Here is an 18,094-nt window from a genome sequence, read left to right as displayed (position 1 = left end):
GCCAGCACCTACAACAAGGTGAGCGTCTTCTTCGACTACTTCGTCGGCGCCGGCGGCTACGCACCGATGCCGTCCGACCGCACGTACTTCTTCGACGACGTGAGCGGGGTCTTCTGAGTTGACACACGACTGAGTTGATACACGGCGCGGCGGCGGCACCTTCGGGGCCGCCGCCGCGTGCTACTCCGAGGCGTGCGCCTCCAGGAACTCGTAGACCTCGGTGTCGTCGACGCCGGGGAAGGTGCCGCTCGGCAGCGGGGAGAGCACGTGCGCGTGCAACCGGGCGCTCGGCCAGGCCTTGCCGGCCCAGCGGGAGGAGACCTCCGACGCCGGGCGGCGGCAGCAGGACTCGTCGGGGCAGCGGGACACGGCCCGCTGGGTGGTCTCCCGGCCGCGGAACCACTTCGCCTGCGCGAACGGCACCCCCACGCTGATCGAGAACTCGCCGCCATCCGCCACACCCGTCTGGGTGGCCGACCAGAACGTGCCGACCGGGGTGTCGGTGTACTGGTAGAACTCGGTCGTGCGGTTGGTGTGGGTGAAGGCGCTGCGGGCGCTCCACTGCTTGCAGACGTACTGGCCCTCGATCGACCCGGTCACATCCACCGGCAGCGGCAGTCCGTCGTTCTCGTAGCCCTTCTGCAGGGCGCCGTCACCGGTGACCCGCAGGAAATGCAGCGGCATCTCCAGGTGGGAGGTGGCCAGGTTGGTCAGGCGCAGGGCGGCGGCCTCGTGCGTCACCCCGAACGCGTCGCGGAAATCCTCGACCGAGAGCTCGCGCTCCCGCTTCGCGTTGGCGAGGAACGCCACCGAGGCGTTCCGGGGCATCAGGCAGGCCGCCGCGAAATAGTTGATCTGCAGCCTCTGCCAGAGGAACTCGGCGTAGCTGTCCGGGCGTTCGTGGCCGAGCAGCCGGTGCCCCATCGCCTGCAACGCCATCGAGCGCAGCCCGTGCCCGCCGGGGATCGACGCCGGCGGCAGGTAGATGCGGTGGTTGACCAGGTCGGTCACCGACCGGGTCGAGTTGGGCAGGTCGTTCACGTAGATCAGGTTGAAGCCGAGCTGCTCGGCCATCACGCTCACCTCGCGGTGGGTGAGCGCGCCCGACACGTGACCGGATGCCCGCACCTGGTCCTCGGCGAGCTGCTCGATGTCGGGCATGTAGTTGTCCTGCTCGCGCATGAGCTCGCGCAGCTCGGTGTTCGCCCGCCGCGCCTCCTCCGGCGTGGCGATGGCCTCGCTGGCCCGGCGGGCGAGTTCCCGGTGCAGGCCGAGCAGGGATTCGAGCGCCGCGAGCGGCATGCCCTTGGTCACCTTCACCGTCGGCAGGCCGAGGGCGCCGTAGAGCGGGTTCTTCTGTGCCCGGGCGAGCTCGATCTCCAGGGCCGCCCGCGTGTTGGGAGCCTCGCCGCTGAGCAGTTCGGTGATGGGCACGGCCAGGGCGGTGGCGACATCCTGCAGCGTCGACAGCTTGGGCTCGCGCCGTCCGTTCTCGATCAGGGAGAGCTGGCTGCCGGCAAGGCCGACCCGATCGCCGAGCTGGTCGAGGGTGAGGCCGCTCTCGCCGCGGAAATGACGGATGCGCAGGCCGAGGGTGACGAGATCGGAGGCACGTGTGGGCATTCCTTAACATTACCGAAAGAATCGCGATTCTTAACGGAAAGAATGCCCACGGAATGCGGGAAACAGGCGCATTCTTGATTTAGCGGGCAAAGTTACCCATCCGATGCACCCGATCGAAGACGAAAGGCCAGGAGATGACCATCGCGAATGTCTCAGTTCAGACCGGCGGGGGCGAGTCCCGCAACGCCGCTGGAACCACCGACCCCAACCTCCAGGCCTGGGTGGACGAAATCGCCCGGTTGACCCAGCCCGACGCGATCGTCTGGTGCGACGGCTCCCTGCGCGAGGCCGACGCCCTCGCCAAGCAGCTCGTCACCGAGGGCAAGCTCATCCGGCTGAACCCGGAGTGGCGCCCCAACAGCTACCTCGCCCGCACCAGCCCGTCCGACGTCGCCCGGGTCGAGGACCGCACCTTCATCTGCTCGACCGACCCGGAGGATGCCGGCCCCACCAACAACTGGGCCGACCCGGGGGCGATGCGCGCCGAGCTGACCGAGGTCTTCGCCGGCAGCATGCGCGGTCGCACCATGTACGTCGTGCCGTTCTCGATGGGCCCGCTCGGCGGCCCCATCTCGCAGCTCGGGGTGGAGATCACCGACTCGCCCTACGTCGTGCTCAACATGGGCATCATGACCCGGATGGGCGTGCAGGTGCTGCGCCTGATCGAGGCCGGCGCGAGCTGGGTGCACACCCTGCACAGCGTGGGTTACCCGCTGGTCGACGCCGAGGGACACCACCGCGCCGACGTCGAATGGCCCTGCAACGACACCAAGTACATCGTGCAGTTCCCAGAGACCCGCGAGGTCTGGTCCTTCGGCTCCGGCTACGGGGGCAACGCGCTGCTCTCCAAGAAGTCCTTCGCGCTGCGGATCGCCTCGGTGATGGCCCGCGATGAGGGCTGGCTCGCCGAGCACATGCTCCTGATCAAGGTCACCTCCCCCGAGGGCGGCGTCTCCCACCTGGCCGCCGCGTTCCCGTCGGCCTGCGGTAAGACCAACCTGTCGATGCTGCGCCCGACCATCCCCGGCTGGAAGGTCGAGACCATCGGTGACGACATCGCCTGGCTGCGCCCCGGCACCGACGGGCGCCTGTGGGCGATCAACCCGGAGGCCGGCTTCTTCGGCGTCGCCCCCGGCACCGGCGAGGTCACCAACCCGACCGCCGTCGCCACCGTCTGGGGCAACACCATCTTCACGAACGTCGCACTGCGTGACGACGGAGACGTCTGGTGGGAAGGCCTCACCGAGACGCCGCCGAGCCACCTGATCGACTGGGAGGGCAACGACTGGACGCCCGCCTCGAGCACTCCGGCCGCGCACCCCAACTCCCGGTTCACCGTCGCCGCGGCCCAATGCCCGTCGATCTCCGACGACTGGGAGGCGTTCGGCGGCGTGCCGATCGACGCCATCCTCTTCGGCGGCCGCCGCGCCACCAACGTGCCGCTCGTCGCCCAGGCGCGCAGCTGGAAGCACGGCGTGTTCATGGGAGCCACCATCGCCTCGGAGAAGACCGCCGCCGCGGAGGGCATCGTCGGCGAGCTGCGCCGCGACCCGTTCGCAATGCTCCCGTTCTGCGGCTACAACATGGCCGACTACTGGGCGCACTGGCTCTCGGTCGGCAGGGGTCTCGGCGCCAAGGCGCCGGCGATCTTCCAGGTGAACTGGTTCCGCAAGGGCCACGACGGCAGCTTCCTCTGGCCCGGTTTCGGCGAGAACTCGCGCGTGATCGAGTGGATCGTGCGCCGGATCGAAGGCAAGGCGCCGGCCGTCGACACTCCGATCGGGCGCCTCCCCGCCCCCGGCGGCCTGGACCTGGACGGCCTGGACCTGTCCGAGGATGCGGTGGAGCAGCTCTTCCACATCGACCACGCGTCCTGGCTGGCCGAGTGCGACCTCACCGAGGAGTACTTCGCCCAGTTCGGCGACCGCGTGCCGCCGGCCCTCCAGGCCGAGCTCGCCAGCGTGCGCTACAACCTCCGCGGCTAACCGCGCCCGGTCCTCCCCGCCCGCCCCGCAACCGCCTCCGCCGGGATGCGGGAACGCGCACTTTTGGCCCTCTCAGCATCGCTGTGGGGGCCAGAACTGCGCTCTCGCGGGGTGTCGGCCCGCGCCACTCGCGACGGGGCGCCGGCGCGGCTGCCCATAGGATTCAATTCACCACACGCATGAGCGAACATGAGGTGAACCCGTGGACAGTGACGTCGAACCCCAGGCGCGGCGGGGAACAAACCTGCCCCGGATGGGCGATTTCAACCGATCCGTTGTGCTCGACTCGATCCGTCGCTCACGCACGGGGCTCAGCCGGGTGGAACTCGGGCACTCAACCGGGCTCTCGGCCCAGACGGTCTCCAACATTTGCCGCAAGCTGATCGACCAGCAGATGGTGGTCGAGGCCGGCAAGGCGAGCGGCGGGGCGGGGAAGCCGCGCACGATTCTGCGGCTGAACCCGAACGCTGTCTACGCGATCGGCGTGCATCTCGATCCGGCCGTGATGACCTTTGCGATCCTGGACCTGATCGGAACTGTCCTGGTCCGCTCCCGCAAGAGAACACCGGTGGCCGGTGACCCGAACCGGATCATCACGGCGATCTCCGGCGAGATCGAGCGACTGATCCTGGAGTCGGGTGTGGATCGGCAGAAGATCGCCGGGCTCGGGGTCGCCACGCCCGGACCCATCGACCCGGAGCGCGGCACCGTCGTCGATCCGCCGCACCTGCACGGCTGGCACCGGGTGCCCCTCCGCGACGCCCTCGCGCGAACCACCGGGTTCTCGGTGATCGTCGACAAGGATGTCACCGCGGCCGCCATCGCCGAGACGTGGGCCGGCGGCCCGAGCGGGTCGGGAAGTTTCGTTTTCTTCTACCTCGGCACAGGGATTGGCGCCGGCCTCGTCGTCGACAACGAGGTCGTGCGCGGGCGTTCGCACAATGCCGGCGAGATCGGGCACGTGATCGCCGACCCCGGGGGACCGCTCTGTGTGTGCGGTCTCCGCGGATGCATCGCCGTCACCATCACCCCGCAGAGTCTCGTTCTCGAAGCCGAGGAGCTGGGTGTTCTCGCCGACACCCGGGTGCAGAACGGCCCCCACGCCGTGGACGAGCAGTTCTCGGCGCTTTGCGCGCTGGCCGCGCGCCGCAATTCCGTCGCCGCGGAGATCCTGGATCGTTCGGCGATGCGCGTCGCCAGGGCCGCCTCGGTCATCACCAACCTCCTCGACGTCGACCGGGTCGTCTTCGGCGGCCCGTACTGGGCGCGGCTCCGCGAGGTCTACCTCGGCCGCATCCCTTCCCTCCTCGATGAGCTCACCGTGGCTCGGAGCATCCACCGGGTCGAGGTCGTCGGCACCGGCGTCGGCGAGGACGTGGGTGCCATCGGCGCTGCCTGTCTGGTGCTGGACCACGCTCTGGCCCCCCGCGCGGCCCGCCTGCTCCTGGCCCACTGAACGCCGGGTAACAGCTGTATAACGCTGGGGTATGGGCGCGCCCGAAGGGTTGAGGAGTTTATCCATTCGATTTAGTATTGGGTTTGCCACAGCCGGTCATCGGACCGGCGACCGTCCGTGGGGGGCAACTGATGGAGCAAAGGAGCACCATGCATCGCAACACAAAACTCGCCGTGTCCGTGTTGATGGCCACCTCGATGATCGCACTGGCCGGCTGCTCGGCCGCCGACGCGGGGAGCGACACCAAGACCTTGAAAATCGTCTACGAGAAGACCGATTCGTTCACTGCCCTCGATACGCTCTTCAAGAAGATCAAGCCCGAGTTCGAAGCGGCGCACAAGGGCGTGACGGTCAACCTGCAGCCGATCCAGGCCAATGATGACGACTATTCCACCAAGCTCGCGCTCTCCCAGCAGTCGGCGGATACCGCCCCCGACGTCTTCTATGAGGACACCTTCCGCCTGCGTTCGGACATCGACGCCGGCTACCTCCTCAACCTCGACGGGCACCTCGACGGCTGGGCTGACTGGTCCAAGTTCAACGAGGGAGCCAAGGGCGCGGGGATGGGCGACGACGGCAGCACCTACGCCGTCCCGCTCGGCACGGACACGCGCGGCATCTGGTACGGCAAGCCTGTCTTCACCAAGGCCGGCATCGCCGTGCCGTGGCAGCCCGAAACCTGGGACGACATCCTGACTGCTGCTCGCAAGATCCAGGCCACCCAGCCCGGCGTCGTGCCGTTCAACATGTACGCCGGCAAGGGCACCGGCGAGGGAACGGTCATGCAAAGCTTTTACGAGCTTCTCTACGGCACAGGAGACTCGCTCTACAACGAGAACGACCAGAAATGGGTCGTGGGCTCGAAAGGGTTCAAGGATTCGCTGACCTTCCTGGACACGCTCTACTCGGAGAAGCTCGCCGTCGACCCGTCCGACGCACTCGACCCGAACGTGTGGAAGAAGGTGTTCGGTGAGTTGTTCCCGAAGGGCCAGCTCGGCGGCACCGTCGAAGGCTCCTACACGCCGTCGTTCTGGCAGAAGGGCGGCTCCTACGAATGGCCGGCCTACGTGACCGACATGGGCGTCGCGGCCTTCCCCACCCAGAACGGTGACGCCCCGCACGGTGTGAGTATGTCCGGCGGCTGGACCCTGGCCGTCGGCGCGAAAACGAAGAACGCCGACCTCGCATTCGAGTTTCTCAGCCTCGCACTCAACAAGGAGAATTCGCTCTGGTACGACATCAACAACTCGCAGATCGCGGTGCGAACGGATGTCGCCGCGGACCCGACCTACCTCGCGGCGAACCCGTTCGTGGCGGCCGTGACCGACCTCGTCTCCGTGACGCACTACCGCCCGGCGACCTCCGACTACCCGAAGATCTCCGCCGAAGTGCAGGCGGCGACCGAAGCGGTGATCACCGGGCAGATGAGCGTCGACGAGGCATCCGTCGCCTACGACAAGGCCGTCGAGGCAATCGTTGGAGCGGACAAGGTCACCAAGTAGAACGATGAAGGCCGAACAGACCGCGCCGACCCGGGGCTCGAACCCGGGAGAACCAGAGCCCGTTGGCTCCGGTTCTCCCGGGCGCCCGGAATCGACCGAAGGCGGGTCCCGGCGCCGAGGGCCCCTCGGCACGCGGGCGCGAACGGCCGCCCGCCTGTTGCCGCTCGTGCCCGCTGTGCTGCTGCTCCTGGTCTTTCTCGCGGGGCCGGTGGCGTGGTCGTTCTACGGCTCATTCACCAATGCGGCGCTGACCGGCAGGGAAGCCCGGAACCCCCAATGGGTCGGGCTCGACAACTACATCACGCTGTTCCAGGACCCCGTCTTCCCGCTCGCGCTGTGGCTGACCGTTGTGTTCGTGGTCGCGTCCGCCATCATCGGGCAGAATTTCCTCGGCCTGGGCATCGCGCTTCTGATGAACCGGGCCAACCGGGTCGTCGGCAGCCTGGTCGGCCTCACGGTCGTGGCCGCCTGGGTATTGCCCGAGATCGTGGCCGCCTTCGTCGCCTACGCCTATTTCAGCAAGGACGGCACGCTCAACCAGGTTCTGTCCGCGTTCGGGATGACCGGCCCGAACTGGCTGTTCAGCCTCCCGATGCTCGCCATCATCCTGGCCAACGTGTGGCGGGGCACCGCGTTCTCGATGATGGTCTACCGAGCCGCGCTCAACGACGTGCCGATCGAAATCACGGAGGCCGCCATGATCGATGGCGCCGGCGGCACGAAACGACTCGTGCTGATCACGATCCCGATGATCAAGAGCAGCATCACGACCAACCTCATGCTCATCACCCTGCAGACCCTGTCGGTGTTCACGCTGATCTGGGTGATGACCGCCGGCGGCCCCGGAAACCAGAGCACGACACTGCCGGTGATGGCCTTCCAGGAGGCCTTCCGGTTCAGCGACATCGGCTACGGAACCGCGATCGCCACCGTGATGCTGCTGATCGGCGCGGCCTTCTCCGTCGTGTACATCCGCGCCTCTCGACCGGGAAAGGGGTAAACGGATGTCTGTTGCGACCGTCGCAGCCTCCGTCGCGTCTCCTCGGAAGGCGACGGCAACCGCGCTCTCCAACGGGATCCTGATCGTGATCGCCCTGTGCTTCCTGCTGCCCCTGGCCTGGCTGATACTCGCCTCGCTCGATCCGGACGCCAGCTACCGGACCCAGATCCCGGCGAATCCGTCATTCGCCAACTACGCCGCGGTGCTGACGCCCGGGCTGACCTTCCTGCCGCTCTGGAACAGCCTGCTGCTCTCCGGGGGAGCCGCTGTCGCGACGGTGGTGGCCGCCGTGCTCGCCGCGTATCCGCTCTCGCGCTACACGATGAGGTTCAACAAGCCGTTCATGTACGCGATCCTGTTCGGTACCTGCCTGCCGATCACGGCGATCATGGTGCCCGTCTACAGCCTGTTCGTCCGGCTCAACCTGATCGACTCGATGCCGGCGACGATCTTCTTCATGGCGGCAACCTCGCTGCCGATGGCGATCTGGATGACCAAGAACTTCATGGACTCCGTGCCGATCAGCCTCGAAGAGGCCGCCTGGGTCGACGGGGCGAGCGCCATGACCGCCCTTCGTCGCGTGGTGGTGCCGCTGATGCGACCGGGACTCGGCGTGGTCTTCATCTTCGTGTTCATTCAGGCGTGGGGAAACTTCTTTGTACCGTTCGTGCTGCTGCTCTCGCCGAGCAAACAACCGGCCGCGGTGAGCATCTACAGTTTCTTCGGTCAGTACGGGGCGATTGCCTACGGGCAGCTCGCTGCATTTTCCGTGTTATATTCCGTGCCGGTGATCCTGCTCTACGCCCTGGTGTCCCGGGGCATGGGCGCATCATTCACCCTCTCCGGCGCGATCAAAGGTTAGGAGCCGGTCACCATGCATGACGACAGTTCACGTGTACAGCAGCGGATCAGCCGGTTTGTCGCCGAGCGGTTGCGCCCCGCGATCTACCGGGAATCCGTCCCACTGACGATCGAGATCTGGGAAGCCCCCGGCGAACCCGTTCCCTTCGCCGATGCCATCCTCGAGCCGTTTGAACCGTTCGAGACCGGTCGGGCCTGGGGGTGCCCGTGGGGCACCACCTGGCTCCACGTAACCGGGACCGTCCCGGTCGACTGGCCCACGGGTGCGCTGCTAAGGCCGGAGGCCGTCGTCGACCTGGGGTTCAGTTCGACGGCGCCCGGTTTCCAGGCTGAGGGACTGGCCTGGTCGCCCGATGGGGTCGTCCTCAAGGCGATCGAACCCCGAAACCAGGCCGTGCCCGTGAAGGCCGGACCGGGGGAGAGGGTCGACTTCTACATCGAGGCCGCGTCGAACCCGGATGTCACGGCGAACTGGACCTTCGTTCCGACCGAGCGCGGCGACCTGGCCACCGCCGGGACCGATCCGATCTACCGGCTGCGCCGCGTCGACCTGGCCCTGCGAGACCAGACCGTGTGGGAACTCGTGGCGGACTTCTGGACCCTCGAGGGGTTGCTGCGTGAACTGCCGACGTCCCAGCCCAGGCGCGCGGAGATCCTGCGAGCGCTCGAGCGCTGCATCGACACCATGGACCCGCACGACGTGGCCGGCACGGCATCCGCCGGCCGCGAGGCCCTGGCCGGGGTGCTCGCCAGCCCTGCCAACGCGAGCTCGCACCGCCTGCACGCGGTCGGTCATGCGCACATCGACAGCGCCTGGCTCTGGCCGGTCAGAGAGACTGTCCGCAAGGTGGCGCGCACCTTCTCCAACGTGCTGCACCTGATCGAGCAGAACGAGGACTTCGCGTTCGCGGCCTCATCCGCCCAGCAGTACGCCTGGCTCAAGGAGTCCTACCCGGAGCTCTTCGGACGGGTGAGGGCAGCCATCACCGCGGGCAGTTTCGTTCCGGTCGGCGGGATGTGGGTGGAGTCCGACACGAACATGCCCGGCGGGGAGGCACTCGCCCGCCAGTTCGTGGCCGGCAAACGGTTCTTCATGGAGGAATTCGGCGTCGAGCCGCTCGAGGTCTGGTTGCCCGACTCGTTCGGCTATTCGGCGGCGCTGCCGCAGATCGTGGCGGCCGCCGGTTCCCGCTGGTTTCTGACCCAAAAGATCTCCTGGAACGAAACAAACCGGATGCCGCACCACACCTTCCGTTGGGAAGGGATCGACGGTACCCGGATTTTCACACACTTCCCCCCGGTCGACACGTATAACGCGGAGTTGTCCGGGGAGGAGCTGGCATTAGCGGAGCGTCAGTATGCCGAAAAGGGGACGGCCAACACGTCGCTGGTGCCATTCGGGTGGGGGGACGGTGGCGGCGGTCCAACGGGGGAAATGATCGCCGCCGCCCATCGCACCCGTTCGCTGGAGGGCTCGCCGCGGGTGGAACTGTCCACCCCGCGACGCTTCTTCGAAACCGCGGAGGCCGAGTATCCGGACCCGCCCGTGTGGTCCGGGGAACTCTACCTCGAGTTCCATCGCGGCACCTACACATCGCAGGCGCGCACCAAGCGGGGCAACCGCCGCAGCGAGCACCTGCTGCGGGAGGCCGAACTCTGGGCGACCGCCGCCGCCGTGCGGGGGGCCGCCGAGTACCCGTATGACACGCTGGAGGAGACTTGGCGCACGGTGCTGCTGCAGCAGTTCCACGACATCCTGCCCGGCACGTCCATTGCCTGGGTGCACCGCGAGGCCGAACGCAACTACGCGGAGGTGGCCCGAACGCTGAACGGCCTGATCGGGACCTCGGTGACGGCGCTCGCCGGCCCCGGCGAGCAGTCGCTCACGCTGAACGCCGGCCCGTACGAGCTGGGTGGCGTCCCGGCTCTCGGCGCGGTTTCAACGCCGGACGACGGCGCCGGCAACGGTGCCACGGCCAGTACAGGGTTGGGCCGTCGTGCCCGTTCGGCGGGCACCGGAGCGTCGATCGAGCGCAGGCCCGCGGGCATCGTGCTGGTCAACGGCCTCGTCGCCGTCACGGTTGACGCCGACGGGCTGTTCCCCTCGGTGCGCGACCTGGCCGCCGACCGCGAGCTGGTCCCGGAGGGCCGACGCGGCAACCTGCTCCAATTGCACCGGGACACTCCCACCCAGTGGGACGCCTGGGACCTCGACGACCACTACCTGCGAAACGTCACCGAGCTCACCGGCACGGAGTCGGTCGAGGTCTTCGTCGACACTCCGGCTCTGGTCGGAGTGCGCGTGGTGCGGTCGTTCGGCGCATCGCGTCTGGTCCAGGAGATCACTCTGGCCGCCGGGTCCCCATCGGTCGATCTGGCCTTCGACATCGACTGGCACGAGCGGCAGAAGCTGCTCAAGCTCGCCTTCCCGCTCGACCTGCACGCCGAACGCGCGGCCTCCGAGATCCAGTTCGGCCACGTCTTCCGACCCACGCACGTGAACACGTCCTGGGACGCGGCCCGCTTCGAGACCTGTGCGCACCGCTGGGTGCACGTCGGTGAGGCCGGTTACGGCGTCGCGGTGGCCAACGACGCCACCTACGGCCATGACATCGGCCGGTCGGCGGATGTCGCCGGGCGCACGACCACCACCGTGCGCCTGTCTTTGCTGCGGGCACCGCTCTTCCCCGACCCCGAGTCCGACCAGGGCGCGCATGAGTTCCGCGTGTCAGTGCGAGTGGGGGCTGACATCGGCGACGCGGTGGCCGAGGGATACCGGCTGAACCTGCCGCTGCGCACCGTGCACGGGGTCGCCGCCGACGGGATCGACCCTTTGTTCGAGGTCGACAACCCCGCGGTCGTGATCGAGGCCGTCAAGCTCGCCGAGGACCGCAGCGGGGATGTCGTGGTGCGGCTCTACGAGGCGCACGGGTCGCGGGCTCGCGCACGGATCATCCGTCGCTTCGACGCGACCGATGTCACCGAGACGGACCTGCTCGAACGCCCGCTCGCGGAGCCCCGCGCCACGTTGGCGGCCGAGGGCGACACCCTGCTCCTCGAGCTGCGCCCCTTCCAGCTGGTCACCCTCCGCTTCGCCCGCTGACCCGCGCGCCGATCAACCGCACCATGCGGGAACACAGCGGGACGAGCGAGGGCGTTAGACGAGGAGCTGGTGCTTGGCGAGCTCGCGGTAGAGCGGGGTCGAGGCGACCAGCTCGGAGTGGGTGCCGGTGCCGATGACCTGGCCGTGGTCGAGCACGACGATCTGGTCCGAGTCGACCACGGTCGAGAGCCGGTGCGCGATCACGATCAGGGTGCGGTTCACCGCGACGGCGTCGATGGCGGCCCGCATCATCTGCTCGTTGACCCCGTCGAGGCTCGACGTCGACTCGTCCAGCAGCAGGATCGGCGGCGCCGCGAGCAGCGCCCGCGCGATCGCGAGCCGCTGGCGTTCGCCGCCGGAGAGCATGACGCCGGACTCGCCGACCGCCGCGCCCAGCCCGGCCGGGTCACGGTCGAGCACCTCGCCGAGGTTGACGGCGTGCAGCACGGCGATGCATTCCTCGTCGGTCGCGTCCGGCGTGGCCAGGGTGAGGTTGTCCCGCAGTGAGCCGGCGAGCACGGGAGCGTCCTGTTCGACGTAACCGATCTGGGAGCGCAGGGCCGTGCGGTCCAGGGTGCGGATGTCCAGCCCGCCGAGGCGCACAACGCCGGCGTTCGGGTCGTAGAACCGCTCGATCAGGGCGAGGATCGTGCTCTTCCCGGCGCCGGACGGCCCGACCAGGGCGGTGCGCAGCCCGCGCGGGGCGGTGAAGGAGACCCCGCGGAGCACCGGTCTGACCTCGAGTGCGCGGGTGGGCGGCTGGTCAGGGGCGAACAGGTCGGCGGCGGTCGGCAGAGGCGTCGGCGCGGGGCCGGTGCCGGGCGCGGTGCCCGCAGGGCCGGCGCCGGCATCCGTCACCGGCCCGGTGGCATCGCTCACCTGGTAGCCGAAGTGCACGTCCTCGAAGGAGATCGCCGGGGCATCCGGTCGCACCGACTCGTTGGCGGCGCCCACGGTGATCGCCAGCGGGGCGATGTCGCGGTCGAACTGGTCCTCGGCGGGCAGGTCGATGATCTCCTGGATCCGGCCGAGGGCGCCCAGCGCGGAGTTGACGGAGGTGATCGCGCCGAAGGCCTGGCCGAGCGGCACGATCATCAGGAACAGGAAGAGGATGAACGCGATCAGGTTCGCGACCGTGATGGTGCCGCTCGCCACCCGGAACCCGCCGACGCCGAGCACGACGAGGAACGACACCTGCATGGCGATCCCGGCGATCGGCACGACCAGTGCGGAGATCTTCGCGACCTGGATGCCCATCTTCCACGCGCCGACGGCGTCCTCCTCCACGGCGGCGATCTCCCGGTCGGTCGCGTTCGAGGCCCGCACCGTGCGCACCGCGCTGATGGCACGCTCCACGCTCGCCGCCAGGTCGCCGACCTTCACTTGAGCTGCGAGGCTGGCCACCCGGATCCGCTGCGAGAGCAGGGTCACGGTGACGACGGATGCCGCGATCACCAGCACGGTCAGGCCGAGCAGCACCGGGTCGATCACGAGCATCGCGATCAGCGCGCCGAGGAAGGTGAGCGACCCGCCGATCGCCTCGACGAGTCCCTGGGTGAGCACCGCGCGCAGCAGGGTGGTGTCCGAGCCGACCCGGGAAACGAGGTCTCCGGTGCGGCGGGTGTCGAATTCGCTGATCGGGAGGCGCAGCATCCGGCCGATCAGTTTGCGGCGGCTGGAGAGCACCACGCCCTCGCCGGTGCGCTGCAGCAGGTAGTGCTGGTAGCCGCTGATCAGCCCGGAGACCACCACGAGCCCGATCAGGCCCCAGACGAGCGCGCCGAGCGGCTTGTCCTTCTGCACCACCGTGATGACCTGGCTGACCAGCAGCGGCTGGGCGAGGCTGGCCAGCGCGCCGAGGATGCTCAGCACGATGACGACGCTGAGCACACGCTTGTGCTCGAGGAGGTAGGGGAGCAGCTGGCTGAACTTGGCCCGTGGCCCGGATGCGGCTCCGGTGCGACGGCCCATCCGGCCGAAGCGGGCCCGACGGGTGGTCGGGGCGGCGGGTCCGGGGGTGCCGGGTCCGGGGGTGCCGCTGGTGGTATTCGTGCCGTTGTTCGGGGTGCTCACCAATTGAGCTTAACCGCAACGGCCGGGTGCCGGTCGTTCCGTCTAGTGTGGGGAACTGTGCCGGAGCCTGTGATTGTCGCCGAGAACCTCGTCAAGAAATACAAGGAATTCGCCGCCGTCGACGGCGTCTCCTTCGAGGTGGCCGCCGGAGAAGCGTTCGGCCTGCTCGGGCCCAACGGGGCCGGCAAGTCGACGACCATGCGGATGGTCGGCGCGGTGTCGACGCGCACCGCCGGCACACTGAGCATCCTCGGCATGGACCCCGACCGGCACGGGCCGGAGATCCGCTCGCGCCTCGGCGTCGTGCCGCAGGCCGACAACCTCGACACCGAGCTGCGGGTGCGGGAGAACCTGCTCGTCTACGGCCGGTACTTCGGCCTGCCGCGCGCCCAGGTGGCGCGCAGGGCCGACGAGCTGCTCGAGTTCGCGCAGCTGACCGACAAGGCGAAATCCAAGGTGGAGGCCCTGTCCGGGGGCATGAAGCGGCGCCTCACCATCGCGCGGGCCCTGATCAACGACCCGAGCATCCTGCTTCTCGACGAGCCGACCACCGGGCTCGATCCGCAGGCCAGGCACATCCTCTGGGACCGGCTGTTCCGGCTCAAGGAGCAGGGCACCACCCTGCTGCTCACCACCCACTACATGGACGAGGCGGAGCAGCTCTACGACCGCCTGGTCGTCGTCGACAAGGGCGTGATCATGGCCGAGGGCGCGCCGGCCGAGCTGATCCGCCGGTACTCGTCCCGGGAGGTGCTGGAGGTGCGCTTCGGCTCCGACCTCAACGCCGAGGTCGCCGGGCGAATCGCCGGAATGGGCGACCGGATCGAGGTGCTGCCCGACCGCATCCTGATCTACAGCGAGAACGGGGAGGCAGAGCTGGTGCGCATCATCGATGCGGGGCTCCGGCCGATCACCAGCCTGGTGCGGCGCTCCAGCCTCGAAGACGTCTTCCTCCGGCTGACCGGGCGGACCCTGATCGAATGAGCACCCGCGCATGAGCACCCTCGAGACCGCCGCCGACGACGCCATCCGGGCCACCCGCCGGGTGCGCCGCTGGGGGTCCTGGTATGTGGCCGAGCACCGCTTCCGGGTGATGCGCTCCTACGCGCAGACGGTGGTCGTGACCGCGATCGGCAACCCGGTCATCTACCTCTACGCGATGGGGGTCGGCCTGGCCACCCTCGTCGACGCAAACCTGGGACCTGATGCCGTCGCCGGCGTCAGCTACCTGGCCTTCGTCGCCCCTGCCCTCCTCGCGAGCGCGGCGATCACCGTCGCCAGCGAGGAGTTCACCTACCCGATCATGCTCGGCTTCAAATGGAACCCCGTCTTCTACGGCATGAACGCGGCCCCGATCGAGCCCGGCCAGATCATCAACGGCATCGTGATCTCGGTGACCGCACGGATGCTGGTCACCTGCGGCATCTACTACGCCTTCATGCTCGTCTTCGGTGCGGTCCCGTCGCCGGCCGGTTTCCTCGCCGTCTTCGCCGCGCTGCTGACCGGCCTCGGCTTCGGAGCCGTGCTGATGGCCTACACCGCCACCCTGACCGAGGACACCGGGCAGCTGGCCATGGTCATGCGGTTCGTCATCCTGCCGATGACGCTGTTCTCCGGCACCTTCTTCCCGCTCAGCGTGCTGCCGGGGTGGCTGCAATGGATCGGCTGGATCTCGCCGCTCTGGCACGGCACCCAGCTCTCCCGGGTGTTCGCCTACGGCGCGGAGGAGCCGATCTGGCTCAGCGCCCTGCACGTGCTCTACCTGGCCGCGCTGCTCGGCCTCGGCTGGACCTGGGCCCGCCGGGTCGCCGCGAGGAGGCTGAACAGATGACCGAGGTCGACGACGTGCGCTCGGCGCCCCCGGCGGCGCGCCCGTTCGGCGGCCTCTATGCCGGCAACGCGCGCAGCGTGATGGCCCGCGGCTGGCGGGCCACGCGGAGCACCAACTGGCTGGTCGTGGTGAGCGGGTTCTTCGAGCCGATCTTCTACCTGCTCTCGATGGGCCTCGGCCTCGGTGCGCTGATCGGAACCGTCACGACGGCATCCGGCCAGGAGGTGCCCTACGCCGCGTTCATCGCCCCGGCCCTGCTCGCCGTCGCCGCGATGAACGGCGCCATCTACGACTCCACCTGGAACGTGTTCTTCAAGATGCAGTTCGCGAGACTCTACGAGGGGATGCTGTCCACCTCCCTCGGCCCGCTGGATGTCGCGCTCGGCGAGATCTCCCTGGCGCTGCTGCGCGGCGGCCTCTACGCGACCGGGTTCATGGTGGTCATGCAGGTGCTCGGGCTGAACCTGTCCTGGTGGGCGTTGCTGGCGCTGCCCGCCGTGCTGCTGATCGCCTTCGGCTTCGCGAGCGTGGGGATGGCGATCACCAGCTACCTGAAGACATTCCAGCAGATGGACTGGGTCAACTTCGTGATGCTGCCGATGTTCCTCTTCTCGGCCACGTTCTACCCGCTCAGCGTGTACCCGCAGCCGATCCAGTACCTGATCCAGGCGTTGCCGCTCTGGCACGGCGTCGAACTCGTGCGCGGCCTGACCACCGGGCAGGTCGACGCCGGTCTGCTCTGGCATGTGCTCTACTACCTGGCCATGATCCTCGTCGGCCTGGTCTTCACCACCCGACGGTTGCGAGCCCTCTTCCTCGACTGACTCCAGCCCGACGCAACTGTTGCCCGTTCGGACAACTGTTACCGACACACCGGCAACACTCGTCCGGTTCGGCAACAGTAGCCAGCGGATGCTGCTGCCGGGTCAGGCCTCGATGTCGATGTCGCGGGTCTCGCGGCTGAGCAGCAGCGCGACCAACGTGAGCACCGCCATCACCGACAGGTAGACGCCGACCCAGAACGGGCTGCCCCCGCCGAGGGTCCAGAGCCAGATGGCGATGAACGGGGCCACCGCCGCGCCCAGGATCGAGCTCATGTTGTAGGCGAACGCCGAACCGGTGTAGCGCACGCTCGTCGGGAACAACTCGGGCAGCAGCGCGCCCATCGGACCGAAGGTCATGCCCATCAGCGAGAAGCCGAGAATCAGGAAGACCATCACCCCGAAGAATCCGGCGCCGAGCAGCGGCACGAACAGCAGCCCGAACCCGATGATCGCGAGGGTGACGACGATGAGCGTCTTGCGGCGGCCGTGCCGGTCGGCCCACGGTCCGGAGGCGAGGGTGAAGGCCCCGAAGAACAACACGCCGACGATCATCATCAGGATGAAGCTGTTGTAGCTGTACCCGAGCCCGGGCACCGGGGCATCCGTCGCAGCCCGGCCGTAGCCGAGCGTGAACGTGGTCATCAGGTAGAACAGCACGTAGGTGGCCAGCATGATGAAGGTGCCGAGGATCAGTTCGCGCCAATTCGACTTGAACACCGCGGCCAGGGGCAGCTTCTCCACCCGCTTGGTGGCGACGACCTTGGTGAACGCGTCGCTCTCGACCAGGCGCAGGCGCACCCAGAGGCCGACGATCACCATCACCGCGGAGAACAGGAACGGGATGCGCCAGGCCCACTCGAGGAACGCGTCGGAAGGGCGGGTCGGATCCGTCGACGGCAGGGCCAGGGCGATCGCGAGGAACAGCCCGTTCGCGATGATGAAGCCGAGCGGGGCGCCGACCTGCGGGAAGGTGCCGTACCAGGCACGTTTGCCGGCCGGCGCGTTCTCGGTCGCGACCAGGGCGGCGCCGCTCCACTCCCCGCCGAGCGCGAAGCCCTGGGCGAGCCGCAGCACGACGAGCAGCAGCGGGGCGAACCAGCCGACCTGGGCGAAGGTGGGCAGCAGCCCGATCAGGAAGGTGGCGATGCCCATGGTCAGCAGTGCGCCGACCAGGGTCGCCTTGCGTCCCCTCCGGTCGCCGAAGTGTCCGAAAACGAGGGCGCCGATCGGGCGGGCCACCATGGCGGCGCCGAAGACCGCGAACGACGCGAGCAGCGCCGTGGTCTCGTTGCCGGTGGGGAAGAACAGGTGCGGGAAGACGAGCACGGCGGCCGTGGCGTAGACGTAGAAGTCGTAGAACTCGATGGTCGTGCCGATGAGGCTGGCAAGCACGACCCGGCTGCGCGGGTTCGTGGGTGCCGCCGTGGTGGCGGGGAGGGTCGACGTGGTGGGTGCTGACATTGAGGAGTCGCTCCGGGATTGACGCGAAGCGGAACCCGGACGGCAGAGGCGACGCCGGTCGGGCGCCGGCGGCTGCCCCCCAGGGGCCGCACGATGAGGTGACCGCTTGTGGCGGCCACAGTGCACCCTACGTCCGGGGGCGACCGGGAGCCAATCCCCGGCTAACGCTCAGGTAACGATCTCTGCGGATGCCGCCGCGGGCCGGGCCATGACCGGTCGATCCTCGCGGCGCACCTTTGAGCACGCGGCGCACCTTTGAGCACGCGGCGCACCGTGCAGAGCCTGTTGCTTTATGGGGCTGCCCACCGGCAGGGCGTGTCGTTCCTGGGCGTGTTTGAGGGGTCTGAGAAAATGGTTCATGGCCCTTCATTACCG

General features: G+C 68.4%; 12 protein-coding genes. 9 read left to right on the top strand and 3 right to left on the bottom strand.

What is annotated here, in order from left to right:
* Positions 1 to 180 precede the first annotated feature (180 nt).
* Positions 181 to 1,623 carry a helix-turn-helix domain-containing protein gene (locus E3O32_RS11275; RefSeq protein WP_134509568.1) on the bottom strand — a complete coding sequence of 481 codons (1,443 nt, stop codon included), beginning with the start codon at positions 1,621 to 1,623 and terminating at the stop codon, positions 181 to 183.
* Between the two features lie 134 nt (positions 1,624 to 1,757).
* Here E3O32_RS11275 and E3O32_RS11270 point away from each other — a divergent pair, with 134 nt between their 5' ends.
* From E3O32_RS11270 to E3O32_RS11245, 6 genes are all read left to right on the top strand, one after another.
* Positions 1,758 to 3,608, top strand: a complete 1,851-nt coding sequence (locus tag E3O32_RS11270) for a phosphoenolpyruvate carboxykinase (GTP) (protein ID WP_134509566.1) — start codon at positions 1,758 to 1,760, stop codon at positions 3,606 to 3,608.
* Between the two features lie 253 nt (positions 3,609 to 3,861).
* Positions 3,862 to 5,064 (top strand): ROK family protein, encoded by a 1,203-nt coding sequence (locus E3O32_RS11265; protein ID WP_134509570.1) that lies wholly within the window; start codon positions 3,862 to 3,864, stop codon positions 5,062 to 5,064.
* A 149-nt stretch (positions 5,065 to 5,213) separates the two neighbouring features.
* The gene (locus E3O32_RS11260) at positions 5,214 to 6,566 is read left to right on the top strand and encodes an extracellular solute-binding protein (RefSeq protein ID WP_134509564.1); all 1,353 of its coding nucleotides are present in this window, start codon (positions 5,214 to 5,216) and stop codon (positions 6,564 to 6,566) included.
* A 4-nt stretch (positions 6,567 to 6,570) separates the two neighbouring features.
* The gene (locus E3O32_RS11255) at positions 6,571 to 7,566 is read left to right on the top strand and encodes a carbohydrate ABC transporter permease (protein WP_134509562.1); all 996 of its coding nucleotides are present in this window, start codon (positions 6,571 to 6,573) and stop codon (positions 7,564 to 7,566) included.
* A 4-nt stretch (positions 7,567 to 7,570) separates the two neighbouring features.
* Complete coding sequence (locus E3O32_RS11250; protein WP_134509560.1) at positions 7,571 to 8,428, top strand: carbohydrate ABC transporter permease; 858 nt, start codon at positions 7,571 to 7,573, stop codon at positions 8,426 to 8,428.
* Between the two features lie 12 nt (positions 8,429 to 8,440).
* Positions 8,441 to 11,530 (top strand): alpha-mannosidase, encoded by a 3,090-nt coding sequence (locus E3O32_RS11245; RefSeq protein WP_134509558.1) that lies wholly within the window; start codon positions 8,441 to 8,443, stop codon positions 11,528 to 11,530.
* Between the two features lie 54 nt (positions 11,531 to 11,584).
* Here the strand turns inward: E3O32_RS11245 and E3O32_RS11240 are convergent, their stop codons facing one another.
* Positions 11,585 to 13,501: an ABC transporter ATP-binding protein gene (locus E3O32_RS11240; protein ID WP_134509569.1), complete on the bottom strand. Its 1,917-nt coding sequence runs from the start codon at positions 13,499 to 13,501 to the stop codon at positions 11,585 to 11,587.
* 159 nt (positions 13,502 to 13,660) lie between these two features.
* Between E3O32_RS11240 and E3O32_RS11235 the strand changes: the two genes are divergently transcribed.
* From E3O32_RS11235 to E3O32_RS11225, 3 genes are read left to right on the top strand one after another with little or no spacing between them, the layout of a single operon-like run.
* The gene (locus E3O32_RS11235; protein ID WP_134509556.1) at positions 13,661 to 14,587 is read left to right on the top strand and encodes an ABC transporter ATP-binding protein; all 927 of its coding nucleotides are present in this window, start codon (positions 13,661 to 13,663) and stop codon (positions 14,585 to 14,587) included.
* Positions 14,588 to 14,597: 10 nt separating this feature from the next.
* On the top strand, positions 14,598 to 15,434 hold the full coding sequence (locus E3O32_RS11230; RefSeq protein ID WP_134509554.1) for an ABC transporter permease: 837 nt from the start codon (positions 14,598 to 14,600) through the stop codon (positions 15,432 to 15,434).
* A complete protein-coding gene (locus tag E3O32_RS11225) occupies positions 15,431 to 16,258 on the top strand; it encodes an ABC transporter permease (protein ID WP_134509552.1) in 828 nt (275 codons plus the stop codon). Before E3O32_RS11230 ends, E3O32_RS11225 begins: the two co-directional genes overlap by 4 nt.
* Positions 16,259 to 16,360: 102 nt before the next feature.
* Here E3O32_RS11225 and E3O32_RS11220 read toward each other — a convergent pair whose 3' ends face one another.
* Entirely contained in the window at positions 16,361 to 17,719 is a 1,359-nt protein-coding gene (locus E3O32_RS11220; RefSeq protein ID WP_134509550.1) for an MFS transporter, read from the bottom strand.
* Positions 17,720 to 18,094 lie beyond the last annotated feature (375 nt).

Source organism: Cryobacterium mannosilyticum (assembly GCF_004402705.1).
Taxonomy (GTDB): domain Bacteria; phylum Actinomycetota; class Actinomycetes; order Actinomycetales; family Microbacteriaceae; genus Cryobacterium; species Cryobacterium mannosilyticum.
The sequence above is the reverse complement of the archived record's forward strand: the minus strand, read 5'-3'. Positions and strand labels throughout refer to the sequence as shown.